23 protein-coding genes and 1 pseudogene are annotated in these 24,556 nt (G+C 57.1%); 12 read left to right on the forward strand and 12 right to left on the reverse strand.

All coding sequences use genetic code 11. From position 1 onward, the window contains the following. Positions 1–26: 26 nt before the first annotated feature. The 6 genes from BLS30_RS03670 to BLS30_RS03690 all read left to right on the forward strand — a co-directional run bounded on the left by BLS30_RS03670 (position 27) and on the right by BLS30_RS03690 (position 6,630). Positions 27–947, forward strand: coding sequence for a formylglycine-generating enzyme family protein (locus BLS30_RS03670; protein WP_210184013.1), 921 nt, complete (start codon positions 27–29; stop codon positions 945–947). 135 nt (positions 948–1,082) lie between these two features. Further along, a complete protein-coding gene (locus BLS30_RS18395) occupies positions 1,083–1,772 on the forward strand; it encodes a sulfatase-like hydrolase/transferase (protein WP_210183997.1) in 690 nt (229 codons plus the stop codon). After that, positions 1,757–3,505 (forward strand): sulfatase-like hydrolase/transferase, encoded by a 1,749-nt coding sequence (locus tag BLS30_RS03675; RefSeq protein ID WP_210183998.1) that lies wholly within the window; start codon positions 1,757–1,759, stop codon positions 3,503–3,505. Before BLS30_RS18395 ends, BLS30_RS03675 begins: the two co-directional genes overlap by 16 nt. A gap of 168 nt (positions 3,506–3,673) precedes the next feature. Then, complete coding sequence (locus BLS30_RS03680; protein WP_090226678.1) at positions 3,674–5,326, forward strand: arylsulfatase; 1,653 nt, start codon at positions 3,674–3,676, stop codon at positions 5,324–5,326. A gap of 120 nt (positions 5,327–5,446) precedes the next feature. Beyond that, positions 5,447–5,692 carry a DUF3302 domain-containing protein gene (locus BLS30_RS03685; RefSeq protein WP_046477501.1) on the forward strand — a complete coding sequence of 82 codons (246 nt, stop codon included), beginning with the start codon at positions 5,447–5,449 and terminating at the stop codon, positions 5,690–5,692. Then, positions 5,689–6,630 carry an HlyD family secretion protein gene (locus BLS30_RS03690; RefSeq protein ID WP_046477499.1) on the forward strand — a complete coding sequence of 314 codons (942 nt, stop codon included), beginning with the start codon at positions 5,689–5,691 and terminating at the stop codon, positions 6,628–6,630. The genes BLS30_RS03685 and BLS30_RS03690 overlap by 4 nt, the downstream gene beginning before the upstream one ends. Here BLS30_RS03690 and cbiB read toward each other — a convergent pair whose 3' ends face one another. Further along, positions 6,631–7,608, reverse strand: coding sequence for an adenosylcobinamide-phosphate synthase CbiB (gene cbiB / locus BLS30_RS03695; protein WP_090226680.1), 978 nt, complete (start codon positions 7,606–7,608; stop codon positions 6,631–6,633). 4 nt (positions 7,609–7,612) lie between these two features. Between cbiB and cobD the strand changes: the two genes are divergently transcribed. After that, positions 7,613–8,674 carry a threonine-phosphate decarboxylase CobD gene (cobD, locus tag BLS30_RS03700; protein WP_244512354.1) on the forward strand — a complete coding sequence of 354 codons (1,062 nt, stop codon included), beginning with the start codon at positions 7,613–7,615 and terminating at the stop codon, positions 8,672–8,674. Here cobD and cobS read toward each other — a convergent pair. The 3 genes from cobS to cobT are packed head-to-tail and all read right to left on the reverse strand — an operon-like array spanning position 8,671 to position 11,059. Next, the gene (gene cobS / locus BLS30_RS03705) at positions 8,671–9,411 is read right to left on the reverse strand and encodes an adenosylcobinamide-GDP ribazoletransferase (protein ID WP_046477495.1); all 741 of its coding nucleotides are present in this window, start codon (positions 9,409–9,411) and stop codon (positions 8,671–8,673) included. The genes cobD and cobS overlap by 4 nt on opposite strands. Beyond that, entirely contained in the window at positions 9,408–10,004 is a 597-nt protein-coding gene (locus BLS30_RS03710; protein WP_090226682.1) for a histidine phosphatase family protein, read from the reverse strand. The genes cobS and BLS30_RS03710 overlap by 4 nt, the downstream gene beginning before the upstream one ends. Then, on the reverse strand, positions 10,004–11,059 hold the full coding sequence (gene cobT, locus BLS30_RS03715) for a nicotinate-nucleotide--dimethylbenzimidazole phosphoribosyltransferase (RefSeq protein WP_046477490.1): 1,056 nt from the start codon (positions 11,057–11,059) through the stop codon (positions 10,004–10,006). Before cobT ends, BLS30_RS03710 begins: the two co-directional genes overlap by 1 nt. Positions 11,060–11,219: 160 nt before the next feature. Between cobT and BLS30_RS03720 the strand changes: the two are divergent. Together BLS30_RS03720 and cobU are read left to right on the forward strand one after the other, a co-directional pair. Further along, a pseudogene (locus tag BLS30_RS03720) lies at positions 11,220–11,864 on the forward strand (adenosylcobinamide amidohydrolase). 66 nt (positions 11,865–11,930) lie between these two features. After that, positions 11,931–12,455 carry a bifunctional adenosylcobinamide kinase/adenosylcobinamide-phosphate guanylyltransferase gene (gene cobU / locus BLS30_RS03725; RefSeq protein WP_090227384.1) on the forward strand — a complete coding sequence of 175 codons (525 nt, stop codon included), beginning with the start codon at positions 11,931–11,933 and terminating at the stop codon, positions 12,453–12,455. Between the two features lie 67 nt (positions 12,456–12,522). Here cobU and BLS30_RS03730 read toward each other — a convergent pair whose 3' ends face one another. From BLS30_RS03730 to BLS30_RS03745, 4 genes are all read right to left on the reverse strand, one after another. Beyond that, positions 12,523–13,668 (reverse strand): transglycosylase domain-containing protein, encoded by a 1,146-nt coding sequence (locus BLS30_RS03730; RefSeq protein WP_090226685.1) that lies wholly within the window; start codon positions 13,666–13,668, stop codon positions 12,523–12,525. Then, positions 13,665–13,946 carry a hypothetical protein gene (locus tag BLS30_RS03735; protein WP_046477486.1) on the reverse strand — a complete coding sequence of 94 codons (282 nt, stop codon included), beginning with the start codon at positions 13,944–13,946 and terminating at the stop codon, positions 13,665–13,667. The genes BLS30_RS03730 and BLS30_RS03735 overlap by 4 nt, the downstream gene beginning before the upstream one ends. Positions 13,947–14,051: 105 nt before the next feature. Next, positions 14,052–15,110, reverse strand: a complete 1,059-nt coding sequence (locus BLS30_RS03740) for a sensor histidine kinase (RefSeq protein ID WP_046477485.1) — start codon at positions 15,108–15,110, stop codon at positions 14,052–14,054. Further along, positions 15,097–16,614 (reverse strand): ATPase domain-containing protein, encoded by a 1,518-nt coding sequence (locus BLS30_RS03745; protein ID WP_046477483.1) that lies wholly within the window; start codon positions 16,612–16,614, stop codon positions 15,097–15,099. The genes BLS30_RS03740 and BLS30_RS03745 overlap by 14 nt, the downstream gene beginning before the upstream one ends. Positions 16,615–16,961: 347 nt before the next feature. Here BLS30_RS03745 and BLS30_RS03750 point away from each other — a divergent pair, with 347 nt between their 5' ends. Beyond that, positions 16,962–17,783 carry a Crp/Fnr family transcriptional regulator gene (locus BLS30_RS03750; RefSeq protein ID WP_046477482.1) on the forward strand — a complete coding sequence of 274 codons (822 nt, stop codon included), beginning with the start codon at positions 16,962–16,964 and terminating at the stop codon, positions 17,781–17,783. 17 nt (positions 17,784–17,800) lie between these two features. Here the strand turns inward: BLS30_RS03750 and BLS30_RS03755 are convergent, their stop codons facing one another. Further along, positions 17,801–18,694, reverse strand: a complete 894-nt coding sequence (locus tag BLS30_RS03755) for a LysR family transcriptional regulator (RefSeq protein WP_090227386.1) — start codon at positions 18,692–18,694, stop codon at positions 17,801–17,803. 98 nt (positions 18,695–18,792) lie between these two features. Here BLS30_RS03755 and BLS30_RS03760 point away from each other — a divergent pair, with 98 nt between their 5' ends. Together BLS30_RS03760 and BLS30_RS03765 are read left to right on the forward strand one after the other, a co-directional pair. Next, entirely contained in the window at positions 18,793–19,542 is a 750-nt protein-coding gene (locus BLS30_RS03760) for a sulfite exporter TauE/SafE family protein (protein WP_090226687.1), read from the forward strand. 120 nt (positions 19,543–19,662) lie between these two features. Continuing rightward, positions 19,663–19,956: a GYD domain-containing protein gene (locus BLS30_RS03765; protein WP_046480072.1), complete on the forward strand. Its 294-nt coding sequence runs from the start codon at positions 19,663–19,665 to the stop codon at positions 19,954–19,956. 67 nt (positions 19,957–20,023) lie between these two features. Here BLS30_RS03765 and gcvP read toward each other — a convergent pair whose 3' ends face one another. From gcvP to gcvT, 3 genes are read right to left on the reverse strand one after another with little or no spacing between them, the layout of a single operon-like run. After that, positions 20,024–22,882 (reverse strand): aminomethyl-transferring glycine dehydrogenase, encoded by a 2,859-nt coding sequence (gene gcvP / locus BLS30_RS03770; RefSeq protein ID WP_090226689.1) that lies wholly within the window; start codon positions 22,880–22,882, stop codon positions 20,024–20,026. 11 nt (positions 22,883–22,893) lie between these two features. After that, on the reverse strand, positions 22,894–23,253 hold the full coding sequence (gcvH, locus tag BLS30_RS03775; protein WP_046477477.1) for a glycine cleavage system protein GcvH: 360 nt from the start codon (positions 23,251–23,253) through the stop codon (positions 22,894–22,896). A 28-nt stretch (positions 23,254–23,281) separates the two neighbouring features. Next, positions 23,282–24,439, reverse strand: a complete 1,158-nt coding sequence (gene gcvT / locus BLS30_RS03780; RefSeq protein ID WP_046477476.1) for a glycine cleavage system aminomethyltransferase GcvT — start codon at positions 24,437–24,439, stop codon at positions 23,282–23,284. Positions 24,440–24,556 lie beyond the last annotated feature (117 nt).

Consider the following 24,556-nt stretch of genomic DNA (forward strand, 5'->3'; position numbering starts at 1 on the left):
CACTGAACAGATCGCGCACCGCAGGCATGAAGCTCGTCCCCGGCGGCACCTTCGCTATGGGATCAAACGACCACTATCCCGAAGAGGCACCGGTCCACCGCGTTACCGTTGATGCATTCTGGATAGATGAATCCCCGGTTACGAATCGCCAATTCCGAAAGTTCGTCGAAGCCACAAACTACGTCACGTTTGCTGAAAAGGCCCCGAAGGCCGAAGACTATCCAGGTGCCCTTCCTCACATGCTCAAGCCTGGTTCCCTCGTATTCCGCCCCCCGCGCGAACGCGTCGATCTGCGAGACTGGGGGCAATGGTGGGAATTCAGGTTCGGAGCCGATTGGCGCCATCCCTACGGACGAGGAAGTTGGATCAACGGCCGGAATGACCATCCCGTCGTGCACGTGGCCTATCAGGATGCGGAAGCTTACGCCGCGTGGGTGGGAAAAATGCTCCCCACGGAAGCGGAATGGGAGTTCGCGGCACGCGGCGGCCTGGATGGCGCTGAGTTTGCCTGGGGCGATGAGCTCAATCCCTCTGGGCGGCAGATGGCCAATACCTGGCAAGGGGAATTTCCGCACGAGAACCTTAAACTTGATGGCTATGAGCGCACGTCTCCCGTCAAATCGTACCCACCAAATGGATATGGCCTGTACGACATGATTGGAAACGTTTGGGAGTGGACCACCGATTGGTTTGCCCCAAAACATCCAGAAGACGCGCCAAAGGCTTGCTGCATTCCTGAAAATCCGCGCGGCCCTTCACGCGATCAAAGCTTCGATCCGTGCCAGCCACACATCAAAATTCCTCGGAAAGTTCTCAAAGGAGGCTCGCATCTTTGTGCGCCAAATTATTGTCGCCGCTACCGGCCTGCGGCACGCCATCCGGAGCCCGTCGACACGTCGACGAGTCACGTCGGATTTCGCTGCGTGATCCGCGATCAAGGGGACTAAGGACGTTGGGGAAAAGGGTGAGGAATAGAAACTCGGAGGTTATTTAAGATGGTTACCCAAAAGCGCTCTCACCCCGCAAGTTCCGAAAACCGAGACCCTTTACAAACTACCGGCATAAACAGGCGCGGTCTCCTATTGGGCGGTTCCCTTATCGCAGCGTCTGCCGTCGCGACGACTGCATTCCCCAACGCCGGTTATGCCGAGTTGAAGGAATACCCTCCAGGAACCACCTTCCCGGGCCGTATAGGGCGCACGATCGATGAGTCACAGCCCGCGTGGCCGGCGCCCATCGTTGCCAAGCCCGGCTCTCCCAACGTTCTTTTTATCGTCCTAGATGATACCGGCTTTGGCCAACTCGGTTGTTACGGATCGCCGATCAATACGCCGAACATCAACAGGCTCGCAGAGGGTGGCCTGCTTTACACAAACATGCACACGACAGCGCTGTGCTCTCCCACTCGGTCGTGCATCCTGACAGGTCGCAACCATCACTCCAATGCCATGGCGTGCATTACTGAGGGTTCGACGGGATACCCAGGGTCCAATGGGCTCATTCCCTTCGAGAACGGCTTTCTTTCTGAGATGCTCGTCGGGCAAGGCTACAGCACATTTGCAGTCGGCAAATGGCACCTGACGCCTGCTGAGCAGATCAGTGCCGCCGGACCTTACAATCGATGGCCACTGGGTCGTGGCTTCGAACGCTACTATGGCTTTCTGAGTGGTGATACGAGCCAGTACTATCCAGATCTCGTCTACGACAACCGGCAAGTCGAACCACCTAAGACACCCGAAGCCTCACGCCCGACCTCGTGGACAAGGCCATAGGATTTATCGCGGATACCAAGCAACTCGCCCCCGAGAAACCATTCTTCCTTTACCTCGCGACCGGTGCTCAGCACGCGCCACATCAGGTGCCGAAGGAGTGGGCCGACAAGTACAAAGGAAAGTTCGACGACGGCTGGGATGCCTATCGAGAGAAGGTTTTCGCCAAGCAAAAGGAACTTGGCGTCATTCCGCAGAACACGGTGTTGTCCCGTCACGATCCCGATGTTCAGGACTGGGGGCAGCTTCCCGCTGACGAGCGCAAACTATACGCACGCATGATGGAGGTGTTCGCGGGTTTCCTTGAACACACGGATCACCATATCGGCCGTCTCGTAGACTTTCTAGAGCAGATGGGCGAACTCGATAACACGCTGATCATGCTTATCTCTGACAACGGTGCGAGCGCCGAAGGCGGGCCCCACGGCTCAGTCAACGAGAACAAGTTTTTTAATAACGTGCCCGACGATCTGCAGCAGAATTTGCAGGCGCTCGACGAACTCGGCGGTCCCAAATATTTCAATCACTACGCTTGGGGTTGGACCTTTGCCGGCGACACGCCGTTCAAGCGATGGAAGCGTGAGACTTTTCGCGGCGGCGTCTCAGATGCATTCCTCGTGCACTGGCCAAAAGGCATCGAACCCAAAGGGGGAGTGCGCACGCAGTTTGCACATGCGATCGACATGGTGCCTACGGTTTTGGAAGCCTTGGAGATCTCGCCTCCAAAAGACATCCGCGGCGTCACACAATCCCCAATCGAAGGGGTGAGCTTCGCGCATACGTTTAACGACGCTGCAGCAGCATCGAAGCACGACACGCAATATTTCGAGATGTTCGCTCACCGCGCTATCTACCATGACGGCTGGCGCGCGGTCTGTCCGTTCCCCGGAGACTCATTTGCGGAGGCCAAGGCGTCTTTTGGCGAACTGACGCTTACCGAAGACAAGCTACGGGAATTGGATGCCAAGGGCTGGGAACTTTATAATCTCACCGAAGATCCGGCAGAGACGAACAATCTTGCTGAAACACATCGCGCCAAACTCATCGAGATGATTGCCCTTTGGTACGTCGAGGCGGGCCGGTATGATGTGCTTCCGCTCGACAGCCGAGGCACTGCACGTTTTGCAGATCCGCGACCGCAACTCACAAAAGAACGCGATACCTACGTCTATTACCCTGGCACGCAAAGCGTGCCCGAAAACGTCGCCGTCAAGGTCCTAAACCGTGCGCACACTATTAGTGCCGACGTGGACGTTCCCTCCGAAGGCGCTGAAGGTGTGCTCATCTGCCATGGCGGCAATACCGGTGGATACACGCTGTTCGTGAAGGACGGAAAACTTCACTACGTCCACAATTATGTCAGTGCGGAAGAATTCGACATTGCGTCAACCGAAAGCATTCCGACCGGTAAACTCACGCTCCGTTACGAATTCGAGCCGACAGGCAAACCAGACCTTGCACACGGCAAAGGTACCCCGGGAAAAGGCCGCCTTTTCGCCAACGAGACACTCATCGGCCAAGGCGAGTTACCTGTCACCATTCCGCTCCTTATTGGCCTTGGCGGCGGCCTCTCGGTGGGCCGCAATCCGGGATCTCCCGTTTCCGAGCTCTATACGCCGCCCTTCGCATTCACCGGCAACATTTTCAAAGTCACCGTCGATGTCTCAGGAAAGTCGACCCAAAGCGCAGAGGAGCAGCACAAAGCGGCAGCGATGGCTGCGATGAAGCGACAATAGAAGATCTGAAAGGCTTCGACCTTTCAGGCAAATGACTAAACTTTTCAGGCCCGAACTTTGATCGCGAAGCAGCGGTCTTTTAGCGCGAAGGCGCCTCTAGAGATAACAGGAGCAAACTGGAACGGGGAACGAGGGGATGAGAGCCAATGACATAGTGAGGATTTCACAATGCAAGACGTTGAGAACCACGATAATCAAGCGGCAACTGATTCATTCACCCCTAACCGCAGGAATGTCTTGCTGACGGGAGCTTCGCTCATTGCGTTGGCAGCAGTGAACGGGTCGCAACAAGACGCAAAAGCGCAAGCCGCGCCGGAATCCGCTCCTACCGCAGACGATAGCAAGCCGAATATTCTTATTATTTGGGGTGACGACATCGGCATGTGGAACATCAGCCACAACAATCGCGGCATGATGGGCTACACGACTCCCAACATCGACCGGATCGCCAAGGAAGGCGTTAGCTTCACCGACTATTACGGGCAGCAGAGTTGTACAGCTGGTCGCGCCGCTTTCATCGGCGGCAACGTGCCGGTGCGTACTGGAATGACGAAAGTTGGCTTACCTGGCGCAAAGGAAGGTTGGCAGAAAACGGATGTCACCTTCGCCAACGTTTTGAAGAGCCTCGGGTACTCCACCGGCCAGTTCGGCAAGAACCATCAAGGTGACCGCGACGAACACCTGCCAACTATGCACGGCTTCGACGAATTCTTCGGCAACCTCTATCACCTCAACGCCGAGGAGGAGCCAGAGAACGAGGACTATCCGAAAGACCCTGAATTCCGGAAGAAGTTCGGCCCACGCGGAGTGATCCATTCATGGGCAAACCCGGATGGAACGCAGAAGGTAGAAGACACGGGGCCCCTCGACAAAAAGCGCATGGAAACCGTCGACGATGAGACCGTCGCCGCTGCTAAGGACTTCATCCAACGCCAGCACAACGACGGCAAACCTTGGTGCACATGGTGGAACGGAACCCGTATGCACTTCCGTACACACGTAAGGCAGGAGCATCGGGGAATTTCAGGTCCCGACGGCGACGAATACCATGACGGCATGGTCGAGCACGATGGGCACGTTGGTGAGCTATTGCAGCTGATCGACGAACTTGGCGTGGCCGACAACACGATCGTGTTCTACTCGACCGACAACGGACCGCATTTCAATACATGGCCTGATGCGGCGATTACGATATTTCGAAGTGAGAAGAATTCGAACTGGGAAGGCGCTTACCGGGTGCCGGCGTTCGTACGTTGGCCCGGAAAATTTCCAAGCGGCGTCACTCTGAACGGAATCGTCTCGCATGAAGACTGGCTCCCAACCTTCGCTGCGGCGGCAGGGGATCCAGTTATAAAAGAAAAGCTCTTACAAGGTGTCGAACTCAATGGTCGTTCCTACAGGAACTACATCGACGGCTACGACATGCTGGGATACCTCTCCGGAGAGGTCGAGGAGTCTCCGCGCAAAGAGTTCATGTACGTCAACGACGACGGTCAAGTAGTCGCGATACGGTATGATGCGTGGAAAACCGTTTTCTTGGAGAACCGCGGGCAGGCCTTCGGTGTGTGGCGTGAGCCGTTCACGGAGCTTCGCGTTCCGCTGCTGTTCAATCTGCGCCGAGATCCATTCGAACGCGCGCAGCACAACGCGAACATATACAATGACTGGTTCCTCGACCGGGCATTCGTTCTCGTGCCGCTGCAAGGTCTCGCCGCCAAATTCCTACAGACCATGAAGGACTATCCCCCAAGCCAGACACCGGGATCCTTCAATCTCACAAAAATCGAAGCTCAACTGAAAGAGAATATGGGCGCAAGGTGACGTCCCTTTACGGGCTGCGCAAGTATCTCGCGCAGCTCGTACCACCACGCGTCTTGAATATGACGCCGACAATATTCGTCAGAGAAGAAGCGTCCTACTTCGAAATTCCGGAGGGAATATATGCATTTCATTGATATATTCGCCATTTTCATTCTAATCATCTTACTCAGCACATTGATCGCTATCTTTGTCGCTTTGGGAATGGCGCCGGGGTATATCGCGAAGAAGCGTAATCATCCGTGGGCAGAAGGTGTCGCAGTGGCGGGTTGGGTTACTCTGATCTGTGGTTTTGTTTTCTGGCCACTCGCCCTCGTCTGGGCCTTTGTCGACGCCCCCGCACCCTATAAGCGGGAGGCTGCTCGATGATCATATTTCTCGTTCTCGTCTACCTTCTCATTCTTTTCATACTGGTCAAGATCAAGATCATTCCGTTCAATCTGTTCTGGAAACTTTCTCCGATCCTCGTATTTGTCCTGCTCAATATTCTCCTCTTCATTCCTATGGGCTGGGCCGCACCCTCGGGCCCGCTTCTCGTCAGACGGCATTCGGTTCCAATTGTACCAGACGTAGCCGGAGAAGTTATCGAAGTTCCCGTCGAGGCCAATGTTCCGCTAAAGGCCAACGACGTCCTTTTTCGCATCGATCCTGTCCCGTTTCAGACGCAGGTCGACTCACTCGATGCACAACTCAAGTTTGCTCAGCTCCGTTACGAACAAATGGCCGAGCTGCATAGCCGGGATACCGGAAGGCTGTTCGATGTCCAGCAGCGTGAGGCTGAAGTCAAACAGCTCCGGGCACAACTCGAAGCGGCGAAATGGAACCTCGATAAGACGGTCGTCCGCGCGCCCGCCAATGGCTACGTGACGAATATCGCGCTTCGTAAAGGGGCGCGCGTCGCATCCCTACCGCTCTCTCCCGCGATGGCGTTTATCGATACATCTGAGACGCTCATCGGCGTAGAGATCAAACAAATCAGTGCGCGGTTCGTTGAACCTGGGCAGCGCGTCGAAGCGACCTTCAAGTTCTTTCCAGGGAAGATCTTTAAAGGTCGCGTGGAATCTGTACTCCAGGCGATCGCTTCTGGTCAGACCCAAATATCGGGGCAAGCCATTGCCCCCCCGAAGGTATTTTCTGATCCCTTCGTCGTGCTGATTAAACTTGATGATGCGAAGTCAGCACAACGCTTGCCGGCAGGCACCGCTGGCGATGCGGCAATCTTCACTGAGCGTCTCAAGCCCACGCATGTGATACGACGCGTGATGCTTCGGATGACGGCGATCATGAACTACATCAACCCGTTCTAGCTAAATCCAGACGTTCATAGCAATCGCGAGAACCGCAATAGCAACGGCCTGTATCACGCACGCGATGCGATAGACTTGCAATGCGCGCCGGATATCGACCGCGTTGGCCTCAGCACGTCCCTGTCCCATCCAATGATCAGGGACTGTCAGGCCATCATATATCCTCGGTCCCGCAAGTTTGAGGCCGAGCGCACCGGCCATTGCCGCTTCAGGCCAGCCCGCGTTCGGCGATCGGTGCTGGCCCGCATCGCGGGCGATTGCCTGTAACGCATCGCGTCCGTTCATCTGCGGAAGAAGAAACGCAGCAGCGGCGATCAGCAAGCCGGACAAACGCGATGCTGGTAAGTTGACAATGTCGTCCAGACGGGCTGCGGCCCAACCGAACGCCAAGTAGCGATCGCTCTTATGTCCGATCATGCTGTCAGCGGTATTGATGGTCTTGTATGCAGCTACCCCAGGCAGCCCGGCGATAAGGAGCCAGAAGGTCGGGGCAACAATGCCATCGGAAAAATTCTCAGACAGGCTCTCAATGGCGGCTCGACTGACGGCATGCTCATCAAGCGACGTCGGATCGCGTCCAACAATCATCGCAACAGCTCTGCGGCCGGATTCTATGCCCTCACTTTCGAGCGCATCGGCAACAGCTTCGACGTGCTGATACAGGCTGCGTTGCGCGATAAAGGCACTGGCGACGATACCGACAATGACGACATTTAAGGGATGCGGTAAAAGCCGGTCAGCAATGAGCACACATGCGAGGCTCGCAATCAATGTTGCTGATAGGCACACAACGAGTGCCATTATCCCGTTGAAGCGCCTTTGTTCGAATGAATATTGCGTCCCATTCCAGGCGCTCTCGCACCATGTTATCAGTCGGCCGATCCAACTGACAGGGTGCCCCAACGCGCGATACAGCCTTTGCGGGTAGCCGCAGGCTGCTTCGAATAACAATGCGATCAGCGTGAGAGGAGCGTACACGGGTTTGCAGTTCAATAGCTTGGCACAGCCGACAGGTGCTACCACGATGGCGACGCAGCCGGAACATCTATTGCACGGCGGAAACCTCGACGCGGCGCGTCAACGTTTTCCTTCCGCGCCAGAGCCGTGGATTGACCTGTCGACGGGTATTAATCCTTTTCCTTATTCGATTCCACCGTTGACCCCGGAGATATGGTCGCGATTGCCGCAGCGCTCTCATGAGTTGGCGTTGCGCGAAGCTGCTGCCCGGAGCTATGGCGCGCAGAACCAGGACATGGTCGTCCCGGCCTCAGGCACGCAAGCCCTCATACAGATTCTGCCACGGCTTATTGCTCGCTCGCAGATCGCTATTCTCAGTCCGACTTACAGTGAGCACGCCAAGGCTTGGCGGCACGAGGGCCATTACGTTGTTGAAGTTCCCGACCTGACGACCATCGCGAGTGCCCGCGTGGCCATCGTCGTCAATCCCAACAATCCTACCGGCCAAGTCATACCTACAGAACGATTGCGGGGGGTGGCCGCCGAGCTGCAGTCCCGAGATGGGCTGCTTGTGGTCGACGAGGCGTTCGCCGATGTCATGGCGCCAGACGTAAGTCTTATTCCTGATCTTCCGCCCGCAACGATCGTACTTCGCTCCTTCGGCAAGATGTATGGGCTTGCCGGATTGCGCCTCGGATTTGCGATTACGCACGAAGACCTTGCTTCACAGCTGCGCGATTATTTTGGACCGTGGGCGGTATCCGGTCCGGCTTTGTCGATCGGCGCAGCAGCCCTTGCCGATATCGCGTGGCGCGAGAAAGCCGTGACGCGGCTGCAGAACGCTCAGCGCAGGCTCGATGCACTTCTGGAAACCTGCGGTGGCTGCTCGGTTATCGGCGGAACGCCTCTCTTTCGCCTCGCCACGCATTCGCGTGCGGCGCAAGTGGCCGACACATTGGCGCAGCACGGCATCCTTGTGCGCCAGTTCTCCTACGCGCCAACGTGGCTGCGCTTTGGCTTGCCGGGACCGGAAGAATCTTGGCGGCGGCTGGAGCAGGCGCTTCGCGCGATTGGCACCAACATCTAGCCTGCGAGGATGACGGCAGCCACGACAACTGCCAACAGCAAGAGCGTCTCCGTCACTTCGACGCTCGCACCGAGACAATCGCCCGTGATGCCCCTTAGACGGACGCGCCAATAGACGGCGATCAACGGGATGATGAGCAGGGCCGCCAACAATGCGGGAGCCAGCCAGACGCTCAAAAGCGCCAAGATGCCCCCTTGGACAACGACAACGGGTCGGTTGATCTGCCAAGAGAAGCGCTCTCCTGATCCGCTTGCCAGAGGCGGCACGTAGAGGCTCCACACTTGTGTGCCCCATCGCGCCCACGCAGGAACAAGGACGAGCGCCGCCAGCGTGTGCCATCCTTCGGAAAGTTGAGCCAAAAGCACCAACTTAGCGATGAGCAGCAAAACGATTGCTATGACGCCAAAGGATCCGACATGGGGATCGCGCAGCACTTCCAGAAAACGCTCAGGAGAACGATGCGCCGCGCCCAGCGCATCGGCCACATCGCCGAGCCCGTCAATATGCAGACCGCCTGTCACCCATACCCACAGCACGAGCGCTACGAGCGCCCCAAGCCAGGGTGAAATGAAATATCCCGCCCAAAAGCCTGCGGCGACAATGGCCCCGATAATTGCCCCAACCACGGCAAACCACCCTGCCGAACGGGATAGATCCGCCGGATTGAATTCCGCGGTTTGCGGCGCTGGAAGTCTCGTCAGAAATTGAAGGGCGTAGCCGAATGTCTGCAAATTCATGGCTGCACGATCTCGATAATCTCGCCCCAAAATTTCCCGTCTACACGGCCGAAGCGCAAGGTGATGCGGGTCCCGTAGTCAATCTTAAGTGCCCAAACACGATCTAGGGGAATATCGCAAGCGAGGGAGAGAGCCGCGCGCATTGGCCCGGCATGGGTGACGATGAGCGCGTTGCCCTCGTCTGGCGCCTCCAGAAGTCTGCCAAGTGCAAGAGCGATGCGATCGCTCAGCGTCGTCCAGTTTTCTCCACCAGGCGGCCCCGAGGCGTTTGGATCACGATAAAAGGCATCTAACGCCTGTGCGATCTCAGCATCCTTCCGGAGCTCCGCGACCGGCTTCCCATCCCATGCGCCAAAATCGAGTTCCGCCCAGTCTTTATCGCGGCGTGTCTGCACGTTGCGCGCGTTCGCAAGCTGTTCGGCCGGTTCGCGGGCACGTTTCAGTGGCGATGTCAGGATTATACAGTACTCACGATTTCTGGTCTGCTTCTCGAACTGCTGCCAACCCAGTTCCGACAAGACTGCGTCGGTGCGGCCCAGCAGCACCCCTTTTCTTTCTGTTTCGCCGTGACGGAGCAGATCGATCTGGCGCATCAGCCACGCCCCGACACGTTCGCTTCGTCAAACGTTGCCATGCCGGCGTGCAGGGCACAGACAAGTTTCACGATAGGGAGCGCCAAAGCAGCGCCAGAGCCCTCCCCGAGCCGCAGCTTCAGATCGAGTAGCGGTTCGGCATCTAACGCTTCGAGAACCTGCTGATGACCCTGTTCATAGGAGCGATGCGAATAAACGAGCCACTCCTTGCACGATGGATTGATCCGCACAGCCAGAAGCGCTGCGACGGAAACGATAAAGCCATCGATCAGAACCGGGACACGCGATTGAGCGGAGCTGATAATCGCACCCGTCAGAGCCGCAATTTCCAAACCACCGACACACGCCAGAGTTTCGAGCGGAGATTTTTCCGTCCCTCCTAGTCCATGCAGCTTCAACGCGGCGTTGATCATGCGTGCCTTGTGCTCGACGCCCTTATTGTCGAGGCCGGTGCCACGCCCCACGAGATCATCCGGGGACTTTGAAAGAAGCGCAGAAGCGACAGCGGCTGCCGACGTCGTATTGCCTATGCCCATCTCGCCCAGGATGAGTAGATCGGCGCCAACGGCTGCACGCTGCACGGCTCTCCGCCCCGCTGCCATTGCGAACTGGGCTTCCTCGATCGTCATTGCGGGCTCGGTCGAGAAGTCCCGCGTTCCAGCGCATTGCTTGTCTCTCACAACACCGGGGATCTCCGTTGTTGCCAGCGTTCCGACATCGACGACCTCAAGAGGCGCTCTGAGTTCACGCGCAAGAACGGATATCGCCGCGCCGCCTGTTGCGAAGTTGTGAAGCATCTGAACCGTTACGGCCGAAGGATAGGCTGAGACGCCGTGCAGAGTTATGCCATGATCGCCCGCAAACAGAATGATGCGCGCGTCGTCGACCTTCGGGCGCTCAGTCTCCTGAAGCGCGGCAAGCCGCACTGCAAGCCGCTCAAGAATGCCAAGCGAGCCGGGAGGTTTCGTCAATGAATTCTGGCGGTTCTCGGCTGCTGCGGCATGTTCTTGAGAAGGGAGGGGACAGGAGAGGGTTGTCCAATCGTCGCTTTTCACTCTTTACCCTTTGATCTTGGAAATTGGCGGTGCAGGTTGAATGTCCTTGACCGCTTGTCAAGCGCAGCCGCGTGCTCGAAAGCAACACATTAATTTCACTGCCCTGAGGCCCATTCCTGTGACACTTCCTTTTTCGGTGAGTTGCCTTCGCCCGTTTCTGGTGGCGAAGTTCTTCGAACCTCAACGCATGCTGAGCTGGTCTCTCACGCACCCGGGCGCACGGGTGGCGCAGTGCGTTGCCTGGATAGAGGTGTGTAACACGGATCTGCCGCAAGATACCGACGCCGCCTCGTACATTTCCCGACGCATGGTAGAGGCCAATCTGTCAGACGCAGTCACGCTAGTGACCTCTCGCGATATTCGCCGTCATCACGTCTCACAATCGATCATCGAGGACGATGCCGCCACCTGTCTCACAACAGCGGGACTTTCAAACGGCGAACGCGTCGGCTGACGTATTTCCACCCCTGTGCCGTTGGCTGGCACGATCAATACGCTTCTGCATGTGTCGCGGCCGCTTTCAGAGGGGGCTTTCCTCGAAACAATGTCCGTTGTGACGCAGGCGCGCACGACTGCGATACTTGAGGCCGATGTTCAGCGCGATGGCGTCACCTTAACGGGAACGGGGACCGACTGCATTGTCGTCGCAGCACCAACAAACGGTACGGTCGCACAATTCGCGGGCCTGCACACTGCCCTCGGTGAAGCGGTTGGCGCAGCCGTGTACCAGGCGACGCGGGACGGCGTTGAAACATGGCAGCGCGATCGGGAAACTTCTTTCGCGCACCGCACCGCTCGTGCTTAAGCGGTTGCCGCGCACACTCCGGTCCTGATATTGGGCGCACTGAACTTCACCGACGAATTCGAAAAGATGCCTTCAGAACCTAACAACCACATCACGCTTGTGCTTGGCGGCGCGCGATCCGGCAAAAGCAAAAAAGCGGAAAGCCTCGTGATGGCTCTTCCCCCGCCGTGGATCTATGTTGCAACGGCCCAAGCCTTCGACGACGAGATGCGGGAGCGTCTCGAGGCTCATAAAGAGCGTCGGGATGATCGTTGGGCGACCGTGGAAGAGCCGCTCGACTTAGCGCAAGCTGTTCGCGACAACTGCGAGGATGATGGCGCACTGCTTGTTGATTGCCTTACGCTCTGGCTCAGCAACGTCATGCTGGCAGGTCGCTCGGTGGAATGGGAGAGCGACGCCCTGTTGGCTGCGATTAAAGAAGCTCGTGGAACGCTGGTCATCGTTTCCAACGAAGTCGGGCTCGGTATCGTGCCGGACAATAAGCTCGCTCGAGAGTTTCGAGATGCGCAGGGGCTGCTCAATCAACGCGTCGCAGAGATTGCTGACAACGTTATCCTTATGGCAGCCGGCTTACCGCTTACTTTGAAATAGCCTTTGGATTGTTCACATGGGAAGCGGCTAGCGCTTCCCATTGCAATTCCGCGTCTGTGCTCTCGCGTTAGTTTCCGATCAACGGTTCCGCTCGTGCAAAGTGCGCCGCCGATACCGTTATCAGTCCGTCTTCGGCCATACGATCGAGGACCCAATCGCGGCGTTCCTTCGCGCGCTCATGATTGGTTGGGACATCGAGCCGGTAGTTGTTCGGTGCCTTTGGAAGGGCGGCGAGATAGGCCGCTTCCGCGACAGTAAGACCAGCGGGGTCCTTGCCAAAATACTGCTCGGCAGCCGCAGCGATCCCATAAGCATGACCGCCGAAGTAGATCTGGTTGAGGTAGAGTTCCAGTATCCGGTCTTTATCCAACGCATCCTCGATACGGCTAGCAAGGATGATTTCCTTCACTTTGCGCGAGATCGATGGGGGCTGCCCCGTAAGCAGAATATTTTTGGCGAGCTGCTGTGTGATCGTGGCGGCACCGGAGGGCTTGCGGCCACTTCCCAAATCTCCGACGTTCTGGAAGGTGGCGCGAACAATCGCGGACACACTGAAGCCGGAGTGGCCATAATAGTCCTGATCTTCAGCGGCGAGGAACGCCTTTACGACGTGTTTCGGGATCGATGTCAGCGGGATGAAGCGACGGTACTCAGCCAACCGACCGCTATCATCGTAACGCACGATATTCGGCGGCGTGTAATTGGCAATATCCGCTGTGCTTGGCAGCTGTCGACCGTAACTCCAGAAAACACCGCCAACGGTGAAGGCACCGAGCATGAGGACAAGCCCAAGGGCCGCCACACCGCGGACAACCGTTCGCTTCATGCCTCCCGCGATCGCATAGGGTGCTGAAAGCGGTTTGGTCGGCATGTTCCACGCCTTGGAGAGTTTCGCGATCATCTCCGCAGAAAGGTGTCGACGCCGGTTCAGGATTTCGGAGGCCCGAGAGCGGGAGCCCAGGACTTGCGCCAAGTCCGCCTGCGTGCGCCCCTGAGCCTGCATCGCGAATGTCAAAAACTCAATCGGATCGGGCGGCTCTACGGGATACGATTTACGCTCGTAATCGGCGACAAGAACACAGAGCACTTCAAGACGGTCTCCGTCCTCCGAGCCGGCCGGAGCGTCAAAGAGCCGGTCAATTTCAGCGAGAGCGGCGCGATGGTCTGCTTCAGATTTAATCGGCCTGATGGTTTGAATCGCGGACTTCGTCATCTCTTTCGAGTCTCCTTCATCGCCGAAACAGACGTGATGCGAACCACGCCGAGCTGATAGTTGATGTTGAGCACGACGCGACAGCCTGCATCACGCAACTCCAGAACTGTCTGAGTGCCTTCATCGGCACCGACGAGAGCACCGCATTCACGGGCAAGACCATCAGGGTTCGTCCACACTGCTTGCTGCAGCAGAACATTGAGCGCGCGCAATGCCGGCCTCGCTCGCGGATTCTTATCCGCGTAGTCCGTCAAAACTGATGCACCCACTATCGTCATGCCATAGTTAAGCTCCCAAACATGGGAACATACTATGCGCAAGTTTAAGGAATTCCAAGTACGAAATCTGGGAAAGTTAGAGGCGATTGCCGAAGCGGAAGCACTTCATGCCGCGGGGTGCAGCGTTGGTTCCGCGGATCTGGATTTCTCGGTCAGAGGAATATTCATCCGGCAATGAAGTCCTTCTCGCTCGTAGGCGATCTCAATCTCCGCACCGCACTGTGCAGCAAGAACCCGATGTAGCAGCGTTGACCCGAAGCCTTTGCGACGTGGTTGCTTGACCGGTGGCCCCCCGCGTTCGGTCCAACTAATCGAGAGTTTGCGCCCCGGGTTGACGTTTGCGACCCTCCACAGAACCTCTATGCTTCCATCAGGCGCAGATAAAGCGCCGTACTTTGCAGCATTTGTCGTTAGCTCATGCACAGCCATACCGATCGGCACGGCGAGGTCAGCTGATAGTTCCACCTGGGGACCGTCAAGTACGATCCGTTGCTTTGCAGCATTATCATAGTGGCCTAATTCGTTCCTCAGAAGTTCGATTAGCGACGCCGTCTGCCAATAGTCTTCGGTCAGCAGATTGTGCGTGCGGCCAAGCGAGACGATCCGCTCAACGAAGGAATGATGAAAATCATCAATGGATCGCGCAGTGCGGGCCGTTGCTCCGAGCAATCCCTGCACCGTGGCGAGAGTATTCTTGACCCGATGATGCAATTCGCGAATTAGCAGTTCCTGGCGTTCGTGTGTCTGTTCGCGTTCTTGCAAATGCGCTTCGACTTCGCGTTGCCGGTGACGTGCTCGCACCGCCGATTTGACGGCGTTGACTAAAACAGTCGGGTGGAACGGACGCTCCAGCACCGTCACGTTTCCCAGCAACTCAATGAGATGCTCGACCGGTGTATCCCCACGAAAGGTAAGTAGAACGAAAGGGAGGTCCGACCATGCCGACTGACGCACTATCCAATCCGCAAGTGCTGCGCGATCAGCGTTTAAAAGCGCCTCCTCCGTGACGACCGCGCAAGAGGCCCCGTCCAGCTTTGCGACAAGATCACTAAGTTCGGAGCACACTTCGGATTCAATGGCAACTTCACGTAGGATAGCTGACGCGACTGAACCGTCTCGCCCGGTCGGGGCAAGTAGCAGCACAGGCGCGTCATAGCTCTCCATTGTATTCCACCTCACGATCATCAAGGAGCGTGGCGGATTCGCCATCGAACGTCGGCACGCCCGTCAGCACACCCCGGAATTTTTCCAGAGGCAGACCAACGCGCAAGCCCCGATGATCGATCCTAAATTCCCTGATCGTATCTTCGTGAGATCCGGTCCGCCTTTTCAACACCGACAAGGCCCGCCGAATGCGACCATTCGCTTCAAAGAACCGCAGCATCACTACAGAGTCGCTCAAGTACGTGAGGTCCACCGGTGACACCATTTGTCCGACCATGCCGTGCTGCGAGAGAATTAGGATTGTAACGACACCCTGCTGATTCAGGTATGTCAGCAGCTCGTGCATCTGCAGAACAACGAACGGCTGCTCCGGCATCGCGTTCAAGTAGCCCGTCAAGCTGTCAATCACGACGAGGCGTGTACCGCGTTCCTCAACCGCCGCTCTTACGCGGCCGGAAAACTCTCCCGGCGAGACATCGGCTGGATCAATCTGCTCAATCTTCAATCGGCCAGTGTCAATGTGGGGGCTAAGGTCGTATCCAACGCCCTTAGCCCTTTGCAGTAGAATTCCTGTGGTCTCATCGAAACTGATGATCAAAGCGGGCTCGCCACGCTGCAATGATTCCCACAGGTGGCTTAGGGCTAAGGTGGATTTTCCCGCACCGGAGGGGCCCACAATCAGCGTGCTCGTACCGCGAGTCAGGCCGCCCCCAAGTATTTTGTCCAAACCAGCAACGCCGCTTGGGATCACATCAAGTTCGAAGTTTCGATGATGATGAGCAGCCTTGAGACGCGGGAATATCCGTAGACCGCCACGTTCAATGATCAGGTCGTGGTAGCCACCGCGGAAGGCCGTTCCGCGCATCTTCGTAACGGTAACCCTGCGCCGCTCAGAACCGTAAGCCGGTACGACCTGATCAAGACGTATTACTGCGTGACTTATAGAATGCAGGTTGAGGTCATCATGATCCGACGTGAGGTCGTCAAGCATAAGGACAGTGGCATCGTTCAGCAGGAAGTAGCTCTTCAGGGCGAGCACCTGCCGCCGATACCGCAATGAGCCTTGAGACAGTAGTCGTATTTCGGAAAGTGAATCGAAAACAACGCGCGTGGGTTTTACTCGTTCGATTTCCGCCATCGCCATGCGGACTGTTTCACCTAGCTCAAGGTCGGAGGAATAGACGAGACTTTGCTGCTGTTTCGGATCGAAGCTCAACTCCGGAGGAACGAGTTCGAATATCTCGATGCCATCGAGCGACCAGCCATGACGAGACGCTACAGATAGGAGTTCCCGACGGCTTTCTGAAAGTGTGATGTAGAGGCAGGTCTCACCGAGCTCCCGTCCCTCCAATAGAAACTGAAGGCCTAACGTCGTTTTGCCGGAACCCGGCCGTCCCTCAATGAGATGTGCCCTGTTCGTGGCATAACCGCCCACTAAAATTTCATCGAGACCTGGAACACCAGTTGGGATTGGCGCTGCATCAGTACGCAAGGGTGCTGTCATTCAATAACCTTATCTGGCGAAAGCAGTCTTTCGCTTGAATTGGAGCGCCCATCGAACATCGCCGCGTTCGCTCCGTTTGTGGGGCACGGCCGAGGGGCTCTCGCGAACGAGATAGCGCGAATGCCCGTCGATCCCTTGTGATCGTGTTGCCCGCTTTATTTCAGCGGTCCGTGCACAAGCTTGCGCGTTGCGACACTGGCTCGTTATCGACCCCTAAATTCCTCGTCTAGCGGCGCGTAATCGCGGCACTGTAAACAGAGCTTCAGTAGTTTGTCTGTCCACTTGTGAACACTTTGGGGGGGATCGGCGTTTAGCCCGCGTTGTTAATTGCTAAGCGGGGTATCCGTGTGGATCATTCTGTAACGACGGGGGCTTCTGAACCCTACGCCATTCGAAATAATCTTTTGCGCTCTTTGAAGCGTGATGACCTTATGCTTTTAGAGCCTTTTCTTCAGGAAATGCATGGAGAAACCGGCGCGATACTAGCCGAGCCTGGCGACCCCGTGCAGTATGCCTATTTCCCTTGTGGTCCGGCGTTGGCCTCTTTTGTCATCGTCATGGATGATGGCCGCGCTGTCGAAACAGCCTTGATCGGGCGAGAGGGCGCCGTTGGCGGAATAGTAAGTCAGGGCCGGCTGCCCGCTTATGCTCGCGCAATCGTACAATTTCCAGGACCGTTCCTGCGTATATCCATCGGTGATCTGGAATACGCAAAGGCAAGGTCACTGACGCTTCGCTACTTGTTTGCGAGATATGCTGATTGTCTCTTGGCCCAGGTCTTCCAATCAGTCGCGTGCAATGCTGCTCATTCCATTGAGCAACGAACGGTGAAGTGGCTGCTCGCTGCTATTGACCGCACTGGAGACCACCAGGTTCCTCTTACCCAGGAGCAGCTCGCAGGCATGCTCGGAGTTGGGCGGAGCTACGTGAGCCGCGTCATGCAGTCGCTCAGGGCTAGTGGACTTCTTGAAACACGACGCGGCAGCGTTTGCATTCGGGACGCTGAACGTTTGGCATCCTTATCATGCGGCTGCAATGATGCTCTCAAGCGCCATTTTGACCTCGTACTCGCTGGTGTTTATCCCACCTGCATTGAGAGTACGGCACAGAGACTTGCCATGGCCAATGACGTAAACGGCTCAAACGGTGCGACGGGCGCGCATTTGTAGCTTTGCTCCGCTCCTGCTCACGCCCGGTTCCCAGTTCCAAGATGTCTCATAAGAGCTCGCGCCACAGGTGTCAGCTCCATTTCCGAGCGAAAACATAACGACAACTGTCGAGTCGCCCAGGCGTCCTCCAGACGGATCGCCACGATGCCCAGTGCTCGGCGGCATCGTCGGGCGGCTGCTTCCGGCATGATCGCTAATCCGACATCGTCCGACACCATTCGGCACATGCCTTCGAACGTTCGGACACGGACACGAAACTTCAGTTTCTGTGCCATGCGCGCGACTTGAAGCTCGATATGAGCTTGCAGAGCGCTATCGGCTGACAGGCCTACAAACTTGTATTTGAGCACACTGGAAAATGCGACGCGCTTGAACGCAGTCAATGGATGACCTCGCGGTGCGACAATCACCAGACGATCAATCGCAAAAGGCTCAAGTTGTAAAACGCCGGGATCGACAGCATCGGAAACGATGCCTAGCTCCGCCAGCCCCCCGGTCACAGCCTGAACGATGTCCGAACTCTGTCGCTCCCTCAGATCCACATCAATCCGAGGATGCGCTGCTAGCCAAGGCCCAAGCCTCTCCGGCAAGAATTCAGCAATCGCCGCGGTATTGGCCAGGAGCCGGATCGTCGCTTTTGCACCCTTGGAAAATTCTCCAAGCTCGCCTTGCATATGATCGACTTGGCGCAGGATCAAACGGGCATGGTGAGCAAGCGCCTCTCCGGCTTCCGTCGGCGTCACGCCTCGTCGTCCCCGTTCAAGGAGCATTACACCGCTTGCCTCTTCCATGCCGCGTAGACGCTCGCTCGCGGAGGGCAACGACAAGTTCGCCCCGGCAGCACCGTGGGTGATGCTGCCGGCTTCGATAACCGTAAGAAACAAGCGGAGGTCTGTAAGGTCGAAGCGCATACGGCGCATATTACAAGACCTGCAGCCTTCGGCACAGCCTAAGTCTGTCTCTGGATCATCCGCATTGCCTGACGTCATCGGGACCGTCCAGATGAGGCATGGCAGAATTCTCGACCTCGCTCTTCAGCCCCATCGCCCTTACGTTCTTCCTTGCCGGTCTCGTCAAGGGTGTCACCGGCATGGGGCTTCCAACCGTCGCGATGGGAATCCTCGGCGCTTTCATGCCGCCCGTCGCGGCAGCTTCGCTCCTGATCGTGCCGTCGGCTGTCACCAACGTTTGGCAACTTTTGATGGGACCGAGCTTCTGGGCCCTCCTCAATCGACTCAAGTTTATGATGGCTGGGATCGTGGTCGGGACCGTGTCAGGGGCGTCCTTTATTGCCAGCGGCGATATGGCGGTCACCAGCGCCGCACTCGGTGCGGCGCTGGTGATTTACGCGCTCTATAGCTTGATCGCTCGCCAGCTCCGTGTGCCAGATGCTTCAGAAAAATGGCTTTCTCCGCTTATTGGCCTGACGACGGGTGTCGTCACAGGCGGTACGGGTGTCTTCGTCATTCCTGCCGTGCCTTACCTTCAGGGTCTCGACCTGAAACGGGATGACCTGGTGCAAGCGCTGGGCCTCTCCTTCACCGTATCAACCATCGCGCTCGCAATCGGGTTAGGTTTGCAAGGTGCTTTGCAAGTGTCGGATCTGGGTATGTCAACGCTCACCATTGCTCCAGCGCTCGTTGGCATGTGGACCGGGCAATTGATCCGCCAAAGGATCAGCGCAGCGGCGTTTCGCCGATGGTTCCTTCTTGGCCTCGTGGTCCTTGGCACGGAACTGATGAGTAGAGGGCTCATTTGAAATCAGCTCGAAAATATACGCTGCGCGCCAAGCCATATGATATTGTGCAGAGATGTTCCGCCTAAGCGCGCGGAAGCAAAAGAGGCAAGACGGGCCGGGGACCAAGTGATGGAGTTTCCGATGGCCAAATATGTTGTGCTTGCGAACTTTACAGACAAAGGCATCAAGGACGTTAAAGAAACGGTGCAACGCGCTGAAGCCTTCAAGAAGATGGCCTCAAAGGTCGGCGCGTCCGTTTTAGATATGTACTGGACCTTAGGGTCTCATGACGTCGTCGCCATTTGCGAAGCCCCCGACGACGAGTCGGTGACCGCTCTTTCGCTCAGCGTGACATCGCGCGGCAATGTTCGCTCAGAAACGCTTCGCGCCTTCTCTTTCGATGAGATGAAGAAAATTCTCGATCAGATCGTGTGAACGCATGACCGCGCAGAAAGAGCACCGCCAACGTCCCACAACGCTGACGGTGCTTTAGCTCTCGATTTTACTCGCCGACCTCAGCCTTTACATAGGTTTCGATTGGCGGACACGCGCACATGAGATGACGATCTCCGTAGACGTTGTCGACCCGGTTCACCGATGGCCAGTATTTGTCGACGCGGAACGCCCCTGTTGGGAAGCAGGCTGCTTCACGCGAATACGGCCTATCCCACGTACCGATAAGGTCCTCGACGGTGTGTGGCGCATTTTTCAAAGCGTTGTTCTGCTTGTCTGCCTTGCCATCTTCGATCGCACGCACCTCTTCACGAATGGCGAGCATCGCATCGCAGAACCTGTCGAGCTCTGCTTTCGTTTCTGACTCGGTCGGCTCGACCATAAGTGTTCCGGCGACGGGCCAACTCATGGTCGGGGGATGGAAGCCGCAATCGATGAGCCGCTTGGCGATGTCGTCGACTGTCACTCCAGCGCTTTCGGCAAGCGGGCGCGTATCAATAATGCACTCGTGGGCAACGCGTCCCTGCCCGCCCGTATAAAGAATACGGAAAGCACCTTCGAGACGTTTCGCGATATAGTTCGCGCTGAGAATCGCCACGCGTGTCGCCTGCGTGAGGCCCGCGCCGCCCATCATCAGACAATAGCTCCACGAAATCGGCAGGATTGACGTCGATCCGTAGGGCGCCGCCGATACGGTCATGGCGTTGCCACCGGTTTCGGGATGGCCCGGCAAAAATGGTGCCAGGTGCGCTTTGACGCCAATCGGCCCCATGCCTGGGCCCCCTCCTCCGTGGGGAATACAGAACGTTTTGTGCAGATTGAGGTGACTAACGTCCGATCCAATATCCCCCGGCCGTGCAAGTCCGACAAGCGCATTCAGGTTGGCGCCATCCAAATAGACTTGTCCGCCGTGCTCGTGCGTGATGGCGCAGATATCCTTAACCGTTTCCTCGAACACCCCGTGCGTCGACGGATAGGTGATCATCGCGACAGCGAGGTTTTTTGAGTTCGCCTCTGCCTTGGCGCGGAAGTCGGCAAGATCGATGTTTCCTTTGGCATCCGTTGCAACGACGACAACTTTAAAGCCACACATCGAAGCCGATGCCGGATTGGTGCCGTGCGCTGATGCCGGGATAAGGCAGATGTTCCTATGCCCCTCGCCGCGGCTCTTATGATAGGCACGGATCGTCAGTAGACCGGCATACTCGCCTTGAGCACCCGAATTGGGTTGAAGCGAGAAGGCATCGTAGCCCGTAATCTGACACAGCTTATCGGACAGGTCCTCGAGCAATTCCGCATATCCAAGTGCCTGATCCGAGGGCGCGAAGGGATGGACCTCCGCAAACTCGGGCCATGTTATCGGCAGCATCTCTGCGGTCGCATTGAGCTTCATGGTGCATGAGCCCAATGGAATCATCGCCCGATCCAACGCAAGGTCACGATCGGCGAGGCGACGCATGTAGCGCGTCATTTCGCTTTCTGCCCGGTTCATGTGGAAGACGGGGTGCGTGAGATAATCAGACTGACGAATGAGATCCTTCGGCAGGCGGTACTCGGGATACGCATCAGTGTAGGCCAGATCGTAGCCACCGAATGCACGCCAAACCGCTTCGAGCGTTTCCGGGCGCGTCCGCTCATCGATGGTGATGCCAATGCGATCCTGCCCGACCTTTCTCACGTTCACGCCGTTATCAACGGCGTTCTTCATGATAAGACCCTGATAGGGTCCGACCTCGACGGTTATCGTGTCGAAGTAGGCTTCAGGCGCGATCTTGAAGCCCAACGACTCCAAGCCGTCAGCCAATCGGGCTGCTTTACGATGCACACGCTCGGCAATTCCCTTCAATCCCTTCGGACCATGAAACACCGCGTACATCGACGCAATCACGGCTGGCAGAACCTGTGCCGTGCAGATGTTCGACGTCGCGCTTTCACGGCGGATGTGCTGTTCGCGCGTCTGTAAAGACAAGCGATAAGCGCGATTTCCGCGCGCATCGACTGAAACCCCAACGAGACGGCCGGGTAAAGAACGTTTGTAGGCGTCCTTGACTGCAATGTAAGCCGCGTGCGGTCCGCCATATCCCATCGGCATGCCGAAGCGCTGCATGGAGCCGACAACAATGTCCGCGCCCATCTCGCCCGGAGGTTTTAGAAGTGTGAGCGCCAGTGGATCAGCCGCTACGGCTGCCAGGGCTTTAGCTTCATGCAATCGTTCGATGACGGCGGAGAAGTCGTGAAAAGCTCCGCAGACACCGGGGTACTGAAACAATGCGCCGAAGACTTCGGTTGGCTCGAGATCCTCGAACGGATTGCCAACTATGATCTGCCAGCCCAATGGCTCGGCCCTTGTCTTCAACACGGCGATGGTCTGAGGCAAGCATTCCTCGTCGACGAAAAAGCTCGACGCCTTCGACTTCGTGATGCGATGCGCGAGTGCCATCGCCTCCGCTGCAGCGGTGGCCTCGTCAAGAAGAGACGCGTTGGCAACGTCTAGCCCCGTGAGATCGGAGACCATCGTTTGGAAGTTCAGCAGCGCCTCGAGGCGCCCCTGGCTTATCTCCGGCTGATAGGGCGTGTAGGCGGTGTACCAAGCGGGATTTTCCAGGATGTTGCGCTGTATCGCGGGCGGCATGATCGTGCCGTGGTATCCCTGGCCTATGAGCGAGGTCAGCACCTGATTTTTGTCGGCCGTCTCGCGCATACGATCCAACGCACCTCGCTCAGAGAGAGGCTTACCGAAATCGAGGGGTTCGGCTTGACGAATGCCTTTCGGAACGGTCTCTTCGATCAGCTGATCAAGGCTTTTCACCCCGACAACTTTCAGCATCTCCTCCATCTCTTCGGGGGAGGGGCCGATGTGCCGGCGATTGGCAAAATCGTAGGGCTCGTAACTTTTGGAAGCGGTCATGGAATATCCCGTTAGCCGACGAGTGCCTTATAGGCTGCCTCGTCCATGAGGCTTTCTAGTGCGTTCATGTCGGCGAGTTTCAACTTGAAAAGCCAACCTGCGTTTTGCGGATCTGAGCTCACGATCGACGGATCGTTTGCGACGGCTTCGTTGACCTCGACGATTTCACCGTCGAGAGGCGCGTAGACATCTGACGCAGCCTTGACGGATTCGACGACGGCAACGTCGTCGCCCTTGGCAAGCTTTGTTCCGATTTCCGGCAGCTGAACAAAGACCAAATCTCCCAGCTGGGTTGTAGCGTGCTCCGTAATTCCGACGGTCGCGACATCACCTTCGAGCTTCAGCCACTCGTGGTCTTCTGTGAATTTCATTAGGGCATCCTCCTGGCGCAGAAACGGATCAGCTACGTTTGTAACGAGGTACTATGAATGGAAGTTCGGTTACGTTTACCGGGAGCCGCTTCCCCCGGACTTCCGCGAACACTTTTGTGCCGGGCGTGCCGAACGAGCCTGGCAGATATCCCATGGCAATGGGGGCATCAACGCTCGGGCCAAATCCGCCGGATGTGACAAGGCCAATTGACTCAGACGCCTCTAGACTCTCGAACAGCGGAGCACCGGTACGCACGGGTGCGCGGCCTTCCGGACGTAGTCCAACACGACGGCGCTCTGTACCCTTTTCAAGTTGCTCCAAGATCGTATCGGCGCCGGGATACCCTCCCGCGCGCACACCGCCAATTCGGCGGGATTTTTGGATCGCCCAGACAAGATCGGCCTCAACCGGCGTAGTCTCCGTATCGATATCGGAGCCGCAAAGGCACATGCCCGCCTCAAGCCGCAACGAGTCGCGCGCGCCTAATCCGATCGGTTCTACGTCAGGTTCCCCAAGCAACGCTTCCGCAATCGGCCGTGCTGCCTCGATCGGTGTCGAAATTTCGAAGCCATCTTCTCCGGTGTAACCCGAGCGCGTAACAATGCAGGCCGCGCCGTTGATCTGGACCTCACGTACGTCCATGAAGCGCATCCCGGCGCAATCGGGTGCAAGCCGTGTCAGTATGGCTTCAGCCCTTGGCCCTTGCAGCGCCATCAGCGCGCGATCAAGGCGCTCGATGTCGCAATCGTCGGAGAGCTCCGCCCTTAAAAGCGCCTCATCGGCTTCCTTGCTGGCCGCATTCACCACCAACAACAGATGATCACCACGATTGGCGACCATCATATCATCAATGATGCCGCCGTTCGCGTTGGTGAAGAACGCGTAACGCTGCCGACCTGGCGCCAGCCCCAAGATATCGACAGGCACCAGCCTCTCCAGTGCCCGTGCCGCATCGGCAACGTCACCGGACTTCGGTCGCAAAACGATTTGTCCCATGTGCGAGACATCGAACAATCCTGCTGCCGCGCGCGTGTGAAGGTGTTCCTTGAGGACACCCAACGCGAACTGGACAGGCATCTCGTAGCCAGCGAACGGCACCATGCGTGCACCGTGCTCCAAATGAAGCTCGTACAGCGGCGTTCTCTTCAGGGGGGCGCTTGATGTAGTTGGGGTTGTGGCGCTCAAGGCAGAGGCTCCATAGGCTCGTTGACACGCACGGCAGTGCGCTGATGCGAGCCCCCTCTGTCATAAGACCTGAAAGATTTAGCACCGTAACCCTAGGGTGCTTTTCCTCGTCGGTGG

This window comes from Filomicrobium insigne (genome assembly GCF_900104305.1).
GTDB lineage: Bacteria > Pseudomonadota > Alphaproteobacteria > Rhizobiales > Hyphomicrobiaceae > Filomicrobium > Filomicrobium insigne.